9 protein-coding genes are annotated in these 11,972 nt (G+C 48.0%); 6 read left to right on the top strand and 3 right to left on the bottom strand.

All coding sequences use genetic code 11. The features are described from left to right. Positions 1-132: 132 nt before the first annotated feature. From WH43_RS01735 to WH43_RS01720, 4 genes are read left to right on the top strand one after another with little or no spacing between them, the layout of a single operon-like run. On the top strand, positions 133-1,248 hold the full coding sequence (locus WH43_RS01735) for a type 1 glutamine amidotransferase domain-containing protein (RefSeq protein WP_053422944.1): 1,116 nt from the start codon (positions 133-135) through the stop codon (positions 1,246-1,248). A 1-nt stretch (position 1,249) separates the two neighbouring features. Beyond that, positions 1,250-1,963 carry a response regulator transcription factor gene (locus WH43_RS01730; protein ID WP_053422943.1) on the top strand — a complete coding sequence of 238 codons (714 nt, stop codon included), beginning with the start codon at positions 1,250-1,252 and terminating at the stop codon, positions 1,961-1,963. After that, positions 1,956-3,203, top strand: a complete 1,248-nt coding sequence (locus WH43_RS01725; protein ID WP_053422942.1) for a sensor histidine kinase — start codon at positions 1,956-1,958, stop codon at positions 3,201-3,203. The genes WH43_RS01730 and WH43_RS01725 overlap by 8 nt, the downstream gene beginning before the upstream one ends. 57 nt (positions 3,204-3,260) lie before the next feature. Beyond that, entirely contained in the window at positions 3,261-4,862 is a 1,602-nt protein-coding gene (locus WH43_RS01720; protein ID WP_053422941.1) for an amidohydrolase family protein, read from the top strand. A 36-nt stretch (positions 4,863-4,898) separates the two neighbouring features. Here WH43_RS01720 and WH43_RS01715 read toward each other — a convergent pair whose 3' ends face one another. Next, positions 4,899-5,273, bottom strand: coding sequence for a DUF3224 domain-containing protein (locus WH43_RS01715; RefSeq protein WP_053422940.1), 375 nt, complete (start codon positions 5,271-5,273; stop codon positions 4,899-4,901). A gap of 109 nt (positions 5,274-5,382) precedes the next feature. Here WH43_RS01715 and WH43_RS01710 point away from each other — a divergent pair, with 109 nt between their 5' ends. Both WH43_RS01710 and WH43_RS01705 read left to right on the top strand, forming a co-directional pair. Further along, entirely contained in the window at positions 5,383-6,183 is an 801-nt protein-coding gene (locus tag WH43_RS01710) for a helix-turn-helix domain-containing protein (RefSeq protein ID WP_286049390.1), read from the top strand. A gap of 59 nt (positions 6,184-6,242) precedes the next feature. Next, the gene (locus WH43_RS01705) at positions 6,243-6,773 is read left to right on the top strand and encodes a DUF6942 family protein (protein ID WP_053422938.1); all 531 of its coding nucleotides are present in this window, start codon (positions 6,243-6,245) and stop codon (positions 6,771-6,773) included. Between the two features lie 159 nt (positions 6,774-6,932). On the opposite strand, the gene WH43_RS01700 is transcribed toward WH43_RS01705, so the two are convergent. Together WH43_RS01700 and uvrA are read right to left on the bottom strand one after the other, a co-directional pair. After that, complete coding sequence (locus WH43_RS01700; RefSeq protein ID WP_053422937.1) at positions 6,933-8,561, bottom strand: methyl-accepting chemotaxis protein; 1,629 nt, start codon at positions 8,559-8,561, stop codon at positions 6,933-6,935. Between the two features lie 313 nt (positions 8,562-8,874). Then, complete coding sequence (gene uvrA, locus WH43_RS01695) at positions 8,875-11,703, bottom strand: excinuclease ABC subunit UvrA (RefSeq protein ID WP_053422936.1); 2,829 nt, start codon at positions 11,701-11,703, stop codon at positions 8,875-8,877. Positions 11,704-11,972: the final 269 nt, after the last annotated feature.

Below are 11,972 nucleotides of genomic sequence, written 5' to 3'. Positions count from 1 at the left end.
CTAGTCCCCTTTCTGGATAAATCCAGTGTTGACGAAAAATTCAGACTGGTTGCTGCATCTGCAGTCTTTTACGCCCTTTTCACTTTTGTTTTGTCACTCTGCAAGCGAACCCTGAACATGGAGTAACAAAAGATGATCTCAACTTTCTTTAAAAAAACCGGGATTGCGCTGCTGGCTGTTTTGTCGCTTTTTGGCATAGCACAAGCTGAAGAAGCGGCTAAACCCAAAGTGTTACTAGTTGCCAGCAGTTATGGTGTGGCTGGTGATCCGAAGAAGCCGGGCATGGAGTTTGATGAATATGCCATGGCGTATCATTTGTTGAGCCCACAGCTTCAGCTTGAATTAGCCAGCCCCAAAGGCGGCAAAGTGGAAGTGGGTGAATACAACAAAACCAAGTCGTATAACGCTGCTGTTTTAACCCATCCTGACGCTATGGCTTTACTGACCAACAGTAAAAAACTCAGTGACGTCAAAGCCCGGGATTATCAGGCGGTGCTGGTACTGGGTGGCAAAGGCGCTATGTTTGATTTGGCTGAGCACTTGCCTTTACAGCAACTGCTCTCTGATATGGCGGCTCAGCAGAAAGTTATCGCTGCGGTATGTCATGGTCCTGCGGCATTGGTGCATGTGAAAAACGCCGACGGTTCTTTATTGCTGCAGGGCAAAAAAGTAGCGGGTTTTAGCAATCAGGAAGAAACTATGTTTGCCAAGGAGATGCTGCCGTTGTATCCGTTTTTATTGCAGGATGCTTTAACCAAAGCGGGTGCTTTGTATCAACAGACCGGCCCTATGCTGCCTTTAGTGGTGCAGGATGGCACACTGATCACGGGCCAAAACCCATATTCAACTCCGGCTTTGGTTGATGCGATATTAGCTCAGTTGCAACTGAGCACAGCCCCACGTCAGCCTTATCCGGATGAACAGGCTGTGAGCATTATTCAGCAGTTTTTAGCAGGTCAGCCGATACCAGCACAGTTGGATGAAAAGCTGGTAGATATTCCGCTACTGGCGATTTGGGGTTATTACTACCTGCAATTTGCCAAAGCAGACTCAGATCGTCAGCACGCTGTCCAGGTGATGGAGTTCGTCAGTGGCAGCTTTACCGATCCACAGTTTTTAATGGCGCTGGCACAAGGCCAATTACAACTGGGTAATACAAGCCGTGCTGTTGAACTGGCAAAAGCTGTGTTAAAACAACAACCAGACTCCAAAGCAGCACAAGAGTTGCTGAGTAAAGTGAAGGCATAAGTTGAAGCATCAAAGCCAACCTGGCCTGCGTATTCTGCTGGTGGAAGACCAGCAGGCGCTGGCTTGTAATATCATCGATTACTTAACAGCAGCCGGGCATCAGCTGGATTATGCGGCTACTGGTACCTTAGCTTTGCAGCTGGCAAAACAGCATAGCTATGACTTAGTGCTGCTGGATTTGATGCTGCCTGATACAGATGGCAGACAGCTTTGTTCCAAGCTGCGCCAGCTCTGGCTCAAAGCTGTGCCTGTACTGATGTTAACGGCTTTGGATAGTCTGGATGATAAGTTGCAGGGTTTTGCTGCTGGCGCTGATGATTACCTGACCAAGCCTTTTGAACTGGCTGAATTGGCAGTGCGCTGTCTGGCTTTAAGCCGTCGTCATTTACTGAGTATCGATCCGTTATTGCAGCTTGGGCCTTTGCAGATAGATCGCTCGCAGCAGCAAGCCAGCCGTTCTGAACAGATGCTGGATTTACATCCGCTTGGTTATCGAATTTTAGTGGTGCTGGCCGAAGCTTACCCGGCTTTGGTGAGCCGTTCTGATTTAAGTTATCAGCTGTGGGGTGACGAGCCGCCGGATTCCGATGCGTTGCGGGCTCATATTTACCTGCTGCGCCAGCAACTGGATAAACCCTTTAAAGACGCTATGTTGCAAACTGTCTACGGCATAGGTTTTAAGCTGGTATTGCCACAGGAGCAAGCCAATGCATAAACCCGCCCGCAGTTTAGGCCAACGAATTGTCTGGGCTTGTGTCATTTTGGCGCTGTTGTGTGCTTCCTTGTTCAGCTTTTTTAACGTGATTTTTGTCTACACAGTGGAAGACCAGTTCTTTCGTCATCAGTTAATGGATGAAGCAAAACGCCAGTTGCAACAGCCAGAGCTCGTTGTACCTTTATCTGCAGCTATGCAGATTTTCCTAAGCCCTCAGGATTTCCCTGCTGATTTACAGCAGCAGTTTGAACCCAATACAAGGCGCACGGAATACAGTGGTCTGGAAGGGCGGCATTATCATATCCGCTCTTTTATTCACCCCTCAGCCAAAGAGCCGGTCTGGTTAGTGGCCGAAGTCAGTTCGCAGCTGGTGGTGCGGCCGATTCGGGATGAAATGTTTTTATTGTATGGCATCAGCACTTTAATGATGGTGTTGCTGGCTGCTGCTTTGGGTTTTGCTTTAGCCCGTCGTGCGACACGGCCTTTAACTCAATTGGCTGAGCTGGTGCAAAACAATGAATTTAGTCCGGGTTTTGCGTCCGCATTTCCGGCCAATGAAATTGGTGTACTGGCTGAAGCTTTAGAGCAAAATTGGTTAAGAGTGCAGGCTTTTATTGCACGAGAACAAGCTTTTAGCCGCGATGCCAGCCACGAGCTACGCACACCTCTGGCGGTGATCCAAAGCAGCTGTGAGCTGTTATTAGCTCAGCAATGGCCAGCTGAGCAGCACCAGCGTTTAGAGCAAATCCAGCATAGCAGCAGGCAAATGAATCAGTTGATCAGCACTTTATTGGCGATGTCGCGTGAGCAGCATTTGGGCCAGACTGAAACCATCAAATTGGCGGTCTTGCTGGAGCAATTGGTGCTGGACCTATCGCCTTTACTGGAGGGAAAAAACATCGAGTTGGAGCTGCAGGTCGCGCCGGATGTGCAGCTACAGCTTAACCCTGTCTTGCTGCAGATGGTGCTGACGAATTTGCTGCAGAATGCTTTTTTGCATAGCGCCCCCGGTACTATTTTTATCAGTGCAGACTCACAGCAGTTACAGATCCAAAACCCGTTGTACGACGAAGACCAACCGACAGAGCTGACAGCTTTATTTGCCAAAGGCCGGCAAAGCAGTGGTTATGGTTTGGGGCTGGGTATAGTGCAACGGCTCTGTCAGCAAACCAGGCTGGATCTGCAGCTCCACCGCGTTGAACAACGACTGACCGTCAGCTTGATTTGGCCGCAACTTTGACGCTTTTTTCACATCTTCTCCACTATTCTGATGATGATTTATCAGATGGAGCTTCTTATGTATCGGCTATTTTCGCTGTTAAAACAAAGCACACTGACTTTGTTGGTTGTGTTGCTGCTGTGTTTTGTTGTGCTGGTTGGGTGTGTCAACTGGCCTTTACCTGATGCACCAGGTCCAGCCAGCACAGCTCCTTTGCTGCTGGATAACGTCAGTATTGTCGATGTGGAGACAGGGCAAATTCATCCGCATCAGGCGGTATGGATTGAGCATGGCCGGATTAGCAAAATTGCTGCTTCCGATCTGGTCGCTATGGATAAAAGCACAACAATGCGCACTGAAGTGATGGCCGATGGCCGCTTAAAAGTGCATGCAGGCGGGCGTTTTTTAATGCCGGGTTTGAGTGATATGCACACACATTCGTTACAACTTTCCCCTCAACTGCATCATCCGCTCTGGATAGCTGCTGGTGTCACTGCAGTGCGGGATTTATCGGGTTGTATGCTGGAACCTGATAGTTTTCAGGCCTGCACAGCAGACAGAAAAGGCTGGCAGCAGGAACAGCAGGCAGGCCAAAGAACCAGTCCAAATTATTGGTTACATAGCAGTTATCAGTTAAATGGCGGGCCTGAAGTACCAGCGAGTTATCCTGCCTTTTTTAAGTTGCAATCGGTTGCTGACGCTAAAGCTTTGGTTGCGCATTATCAGGCGCAAGGCGCTGATTTTATTAAAGTCTATGAAAAGCTTAGTCTGCAGCAATACCAGTGGTTAGTGGCAGCAGCTGATGAGGCTGATCTGACTTTGGCCGGACATCAACCCTGGCTGGTGTCTTTTACTCAGATGCTGGAAGCGAGTCAGCGTAGTGTGGAACATGGACGGGTCTTTATTTTTGAATGTGCCGATGCGATCAAAACCTATAAACAACAGCCACTTAGCCGGAGTTTTCAGCCAGAACAATGGCGTGAACTGCTACAAAGTCAAAATCCGGAGTTGTGTCAGCAATTAATGCAACAAATGGCGTTATCCAACACCTGGTGGAGCCCAACTTTATTAACACTGCAGCTGGGGGCGAAAGCCGGTGATCCAAGATTCCGGCAGGATGAACGCCTGAAGTTTGTGCCTTATCTGCTGCAGTTGCTTTGGCTGGGTGATGCTGACAGCATGTTGGAAGCAGCTTACGACACCAATGGCCTGAATGTGCATGCCGAATTGCTGCAGTTAGCGCAGCGGCAACTGAAACAAGCTCAGCAAGCTGGTGTGAAAATTTTGGCGGGCACAGATACCCCCGACTCTTTTGTGTTTGCAGGCTCGGCTTTACACGACGAGCTGGCGTTATATCTGCAAGCAGGTTTAACTCCTTTAGAAGTGATCCAGACTGCCACTCTCAACCCTGCTGTTTTTACAGGTATGGCCGCAGAAACAGGTTCAGTAGCTGTGGGTAAAACTGCTGATTTATTACTGCTAAATCAGAATCCCTTGCAGAGTTTAGCCACCATGCGCCAGCCTGAAGCTGTGGTGCTGGCGGGATTTTGGTATCCAAAAGCTTCTTTGCAACAGTTGGAGGCTTTTGCAGAAGAGCAGGCTAACAGTATCCAACTAAACCTGCGTTTATTGTGGAATGCTCTGATGAGCGCGCCGGTGCGCCAGCAGTTTGCTGACTAACACTACCCGTCGTACCTGCAGCCATAGCTTTGTTGTTTAACCAATCATATAACTCGCTTGCCCTGCTTCGCCTGAGCTGAAAACTCCCTTCAGGCCTAGCAGTTTCGCATGGGTGGAACTACTGATAATGACAAACTGGCTTTTGGCGACGCCCTGTTCAAAAGTGCCATCGTGTTTCAGCGTCAGTTGACAAGCTGTTTCACCAAAGTTACCGCTAAAAAACTCAAAGCCGTTAAAGCTGGCCTCTCCGCTGCTTTCATAGTTCAGTTGGTAGTGCACTTCGCTGCTGCCGTTGATATCACCGCTGTAGCTTTGGCTGACCAGGGCTTTGCTAAGTTTGGCTCCAGAGTCAAAAGAGTGGATGACTGTTTCTCGCCAGTTGGTAATTTGAAATGTGCCTTTAAGTTGCATTAGTTTTTCTGCCTTGCCTGATTAATTGTACTGATTTAACAGTATCATGCGGTTAACGCTTGGTATTGTAAAAACACGTCATTCTGACGGTTTGCTGTGGAGTAGGATTTTGCAAAGCAATCACAATCCAATCACCGGAGTGCTGCACCACAAGCAAAGTGCTGAGCTGTATCAGCTACGACGTTATTTCCCCGATGCTGCTCTGGCTGAACTGATTGAGCAATTTTGGCTGGTTGATTGGGACTTGCGTGGCAAACCTGCTCATATCCAACAGAATTTACCTGACCCGAATTTCCATTTCGTGATCAGCAAGGGCACTGTGACTCTGCTTGGGCCTGTCAGCAAAAGTTATAGTTATGAAATGCAAGGCAAAGGCCAGATTATTGGAGTGAAGTTTGGGTTGGGCGCTTTGGCGGCACGGCTGAATTTCAAGCCAGCTGACTTTATCGATCAGCAGATGGATGCGCAGCAGCTGTTTGACATTGATTGCAGTCAACTGCTGGCTGAATTGTCGTTAGCACATAGCGATCAGCAAATCCTTGCTATTCTGCATGCCTGTTTTCTGCCTTTTGCAGTGCGCCCCTCAGGGCAATGTACCAGAGTGCGGCAACTGGTTGGCCTGATTAAACAACAGTCTGATATCACCAGTGTTGAGCTGTTGGCAGAGCGCAGTGGTGTATCTGTGCAGACTATTCAACGCTGTTTCCGTCAGTATCTGGGCCTCAATCCAAAATGGCTGATCCGCAAGTATCGGTTGCATCAGGTCTTACTGCTGTTGGAGCAGCAATCCGTAGAGAGTGCTGATCTGGTGGAAGCCTTAGGTTATAGCGATCAGTCGCATTTGATTCGCGACTTTAAAGAGTTTTTGGGCGTAACTCCAACAGCCTATAGTCTTCATCCGCGAAGCTGAAGGCAAAACAGCTAAAATCCTTTACCATAACGGCAGTTTTTAGCGGATGAGACAACACAGTGATTGGATTAGGGGATCAAAACGCCAGCTTTCGGGTTTATGTGGAGAACAGACCCAAAATGCCACAGTACCAGCAGCTATTTGACTGCGAAGCGATGCAAAAAGGTGATATCGACCTGATTTACCAACACTGCGGTAATGGCTGGCGCAAGTTGTTTAATGTCTACGCCAAATTGCTCTGCGTTTTGGATCCAACGCGCTTTCCCTTCCCGACTCAGGCCAGCAGCTGGCAGCAGTATCGTGACCAGTTTTTATTACAAAAAGCTTCAGACACAGCTTTGTTATTTGATATGCCGCAGCTAAAACCTGCCGATACCACTATCCATTTAATTGCTGGCCGCACCCACGCTAAGCAACTGATTGAGCGGGGTTTAGCTTGTCAGCTGCATTGGCTGAACGAAGAGTTTGCGATAGACCCCAGCAACAAAGTGCTGGTGACACCTTACTTTGATTACCGCCAACTGAGTAACGAGAAGATTGAGTTTAGTGCGGGGTTATTAAAAACTTTAACCTGCTCCCTTTGTACATAAACGATTAGCTCGACAGGTACTCAGACCTACAGCGCTGATTTGTCAAGAAGTACCTTAGTGCAGTAAAGATTTTGTAATCTGCAATCAAGCACCTTTTGAAAAAAACTCAGCTAAAAGGAGGCTGTTAAACAAAAGGCCTCCTTTTTCAACGTGCAGTGATCAAGACGTTCTGAATTGCTTAACGTTGAGTTCCAGTGTTTTTGCCAGCTGCTCCAACTGTTGGCTAGCCGCAGTAATTTTAGAGGCTTCCAACTCAGCTTGAGTCGCTGCGCTGGTGATTTGGTTAAAGTTACGATTAATTTCTGCGGCAACAACGGATTGCTGTTCCGCTGCAGTCGCGATCTGAGTGTTCATATCGCTGATCAACGTCACTGACTGGTTAATAGCGCTAAGTGAATCCCCGGCTCGTGTCGCTTGGTCCACACTCAATTCAGCCTGAGTTTTGCCTTCATTCATTACGTTTACTGCTTTGAGTGAGCTGCCCTGCATTTTTTCGATCACCGTTTGGATTTGGCGGGTCGACTCTTGAGTGCGGCTGGCAAGGTTACGTACTTCATCGGCAACAACAGCAAAACCACGGCCTTGTTCGCCTGCGCGGGCTGCTTCTATGGCCGCGTTTAAGGCCAGCAAGTTAGTTTGTTCAGCTATGCCTTGAATGACGTCTAATACTGAACCAATCTGACGGCCATCTTCTGATAAATGGTTAATCACATCGGCTGCTTCAGCTACTTTATCCGCCAGTAACTTAATGCTGGCCTGAGTTTTTCGTACTTCGTTTTGGCCTGCGTTAAACTCATTCATCGCGGTATGAGCAATACCTGCGGCTTCGCTGGTGTGATTCGCAACCTCACTTACAGTGGCAGACATTTGTTGAATAGCACTGGCACCTTGTTCTGTTGCTCGTTTTTGATTGCCGATCAGATCTTCGTTGTGATGGGCGGTCTGCAATAGATTTTTTGACGCTGTCAGTAACTGCTCTGCTGCCCGCATTGAGTTTTTGGTCATTTCAGACATATGCACTGTTAAATCGCGCACTGCGCTTAAGATACTGTCAGGTGCACCTACCTGTACTTGTTTGGTCAGATCGCCTGAAGCAATGTATTTCAGCACTTGTGTCGCATACTCAGGCTCACCACCTATCAAGGTTTTTAATCTATTTACTGCTCTTATCGCTACAAAGCTGCCAATCATCATGGCGAACGCTGTTACGCTCAGCATAATCCATTGAAAGCTGTTGGTTTGTTCGCGAGCTGCGGTGACTTGTTGTTGCACCAGCGTTTCCTGGTAATCGATCAGCTTATTGATACGTTTTAGCCATTCGCTGTAGGACGGTGACACAGTCGTTAGCAGATAACTGGTGGCTTCGTCGTGGCGTTCGCTATTGATCATCTCTAATAATGTTGCGGTCAGGGCTAAAGTAGCGGTCTCAATTTGCTTGATCGATTGCAACAATACCGTTTCTTCACTGCTGTGCTTCTCTTTTCGATACATTTCATCAAGAGATGCTGCCGCTTTCTGGTAGAAATCATTCAGCCGGATAATGTCGTTTTGATGAATTTGTGAATTGGCTTTATTTTGTACCAGCACCGCATCACGTATAGAGATGGCTCTGTCGTGCACGCTGCCCCTAAAGTTAATAGCATAACGCTGCTCTACGGCGGTCTGCTCAGAAAGTTGGGTTAAGTTATTGTCTGCAATGCTTATTTTTACTAACCCAAGTAGGGTAATACCGAGCATGATGACCAATAAAATTGCGAAGCCTGCGTATAAGCGTTTAATGACGTTCATTTATTACACCTTGCCTTTTTTTATCATGGAGCAAATTATCTATGCAGTCCCAGTGTAGCAGTTGCCCTTACCTTCAACTCTGTTTATTGCCGGATAGTGAGTGCTTTAAGTTATTTATTGATGATTTGGTAAGAGAGTCATCTATCGAGCTATTGGGTACGAGCTTTTTCTGAGAGTAGACTTAGTGGTCAGTTGTTATTTGGCAAAAACCTCAGTGAGTCTAGCCGCGACATAGGTTGAGCTATGCTGCTTGGTGGTGACCGATTTAAACAACTGATGGGCGTGGGGTAATAACGCCCATCAGTGTCTTGGTTTACATCCCTAACAATGGCTTTAAATAATGCCCTGTGTAGGATTTCTCATAAGCTGCCACTTGTTCTGGCGTGCCTGCTATTAGTATTTCACCGCCGCCGCTGCCGCCTTCAGGGCCTAAATCGACCACCCAGTCTGCGGTTTTGATCACGTCGAGGTTGTGCTCAATGACGACTATGGTGTTGCCAGCATCACGCAGTTTATGCAGGACGTTCAGCAGTTGCTGGATATCAAAGAAGTGCAGGCCTGTGGTCGGCTCATCAAGGATATACAGGGTTTTGCCTGTATCGCGTTTACTCAGCTCACGCGCCAGCTTCACCCGCTGCGCTTCACCACCGGACAAGGTCGTTGCCGACTGGCCGAGGCGGATATAAGTTAAACCCACATCCATCAGAGTTTTCAGTTTACGGGCTATGGCCGGAATGCTTTCGAAAAACTCGTGGGCGTCTTCTACTGTCATTTCCAGCACTTCGTGAATATTTTTGCCTTTGTATTTCACTTCCAGTGTTTCGCGGTTGTAGCGTTTGCCTTTACAGACGTCGCATGGCACATAGACATCCGGCAGGAAGTGCATTTCTACCTTGATCATGCCATCGCCCTGACAAGCTTCACAGCGGCCACCTTTGACGTTAAAACTAAAACGGCCTACCTGATAACCCCTTGAGCGTGCTTCCTGAGTACCAGCAAATAAATCCCGCACCGCAGTAAAAATGCCGGTGTAAGTGGCCGGGTTAGAACGTGGTGTGCGGCCTATCGGGCTTTGGTCGATGTCGACACATTTATCAAAGTGTTCCATGCCTTCAATGGCTTTGTGAGGCGCAGGTTCGTCGCCCTCACCTTTGTTCAGTACACGGTGCGCGACACGAAACAAGGTGTCGTTAATTAAGGTGGATTTACCAGAACCCGACACCCCTGTGATGCAGGTCATCACGCCAAATGGAATTTCTAAATCGACGTTTTTCAGGTTGTTGCCTGTGGCACCTAACACCCGCAACTCTTTGCCTTTTACTCCAACATGGCGTTTGTCTGGCACGGCAATTTTACGTACGCCGGATAAATACTGGCCTGTTAAGGAGTCGGGCGTATTTTTAATATCCTCCAGACTGCCTTGCGCCACAATAGAGCCACCATGCACGCCAGCGCCCGGGCCTATGTCGATAATATGATCGGCGGCGCGCACTGCGTCTTCGTCGTGTTCTACTACGATGACGGTGTTACCCAAGTCGCGTAAATGCGTCAGGGTGCCAAGTAATCTGTCGTTGTCGCGTTGGTGCAAACCTATTGAAGGTTCGTCCAGCACATACATCACACCGACTAAACCTGCACCAATCTGGCTGGCTAAGCGAATGCGCTGGGCTTCACCACCTGATAAGGTTTCGGCACTGCGCGACAGGTTCAGGTAATTCAGGCCCACATTGACTAAAAACATCAGTCGGTCCTGAATTTCCTTTAACACCTTTTCAGCGATTTGCGCTTTTTGGCCTTGTAGGGTCAATTGGCGGAAAAACTCTAAACAGTCACCAATCGACAGTTCTACCACTTCTGGCAAAGTGGTTTTGCCAATAAACACATGGCGGGCTTCTTCGCGTAAACGCGAGCCATTACAGGCCGGGCAAGACTGCGAAGCTAAATATTTGGCCAGCTCTTCCCGCACAGCATTAGATTCAGTTTCGTGATAACGCCGCTCCATATTCGGCAAAATGCCTTCAAACGGATGCTTACGTTTGATGATATCGCCTCTGTCGTTCAGGTATTTAAACTCGATATCGGTTTTGCCTGTGCCGTTTAAGATCACTTGTTGATGCTGTTTGCTCAGGCTGGCAAAAGGCACTTCCAGTTCAAAACCATAATGGTCGGCTAAGGATTTCAGCATCTGGAAATAATAGAAGTTACGTTTATCCCAGCCACGAATAGCGCCGCCGGATAAACTCAGCTCGTCGCTGACAATGACCTTATTGGCATCAAAATACTGTTTAACGCCTAAGCCATCACAGCTTTGGCAAGCACCGGCCGGGTTGTTAAAGGAAAATAAGCGTGGCTCCAGCTCAGCCATCGAATAACCACAGGTTGGGCAGGCGAAGTTGGCAGAAAAAATCAGCTCCGGCGCTTTGTCATCGTCCATAGATGCGACTTTGGCGATACCACCGGACAGTTCCAGCGCGGTTTCAAAACTTTCGGCTAAACGTTGTTTAATATCGTCGCGCACTTTAATCCGGTCGATCACTACTTCGATGGTGTGTTTTTTGTGTAAATCCAGCTTTGGCGGGTCGGACAAATCACAAATTTCGCCATTAATACGGGCGCGGATATAACCCTGGGCCGCTAAGGTTTCCAGCGTTTTGACGTGTTCACCTTTACGCTCCTGCACCACTGGCGCGAGCACCATCAGTTTGGTGCCTTCAGGGAAAGCCACTACTTTATCCACCATCTCACTGATGGTTTGTGCGGCTAAAGGCAAATCATGGGTAGGGCAACGCGGCTCACCGACACGAGCAAACAATAAACGCAGGTAGTCGTAAATTTCAGTGATAGTGCCCACAGTCGAACGTGGGTTATGCGAGGTCGACTTTTGTTCGATAGAAATAGCAGGGGATAAACCTTCGATATGATCGACATCGGGTTTTTCCATCAGGCTTAAAAACTGCCGGGCATAGGCCGACAACGACTCAACATAACGACGCTGACCTTCAGCGTACAAAGTATCAAAGGCTAAAGAGGATTTACCTGAACCTGATAAACCCGTGATCACCACCAGTTTGTCGCGGGGAATTTGCAGCGAAATATTTTTCAGGTTGTGGGTGCGGGCACCCCGAATATCTATTTTATCCATAGGATTGAGTCTCTTGCCTGTTGAGTCGGCTTGGGGAAAACGAATTATCGCAAAAATTGCTATGAGGCAGTCAGTTTGACTTTAGTTGAAGCTTTATGCGGCAAAGCTTTAACCGGATCAGTAAAGCAATAATTCAATTGACGATACTGTATATAAATACATGCTTTATAGCAAGTCGGTCGCTTAGAAAAACAGCAAAGAAACAGGCCTCCCTGCTAATGCCGATCAGATAAGCATTTTTCAGATCGGTTGACCGATCCAGTGGTTGA

The organism is Rheinheimera sp. KL1 (assembly GCF_001275035.1).
Lineage (GTDB): Bacteria > Pseudomonadota > Gammaproteobacteria > Enterobacterales > Alteromonadaceae > Pararheinheimera > Pararheinheimera tangshanensis.
This window is presented reverse-complemented; position numbering and strand designations above follow the sequence as displayed.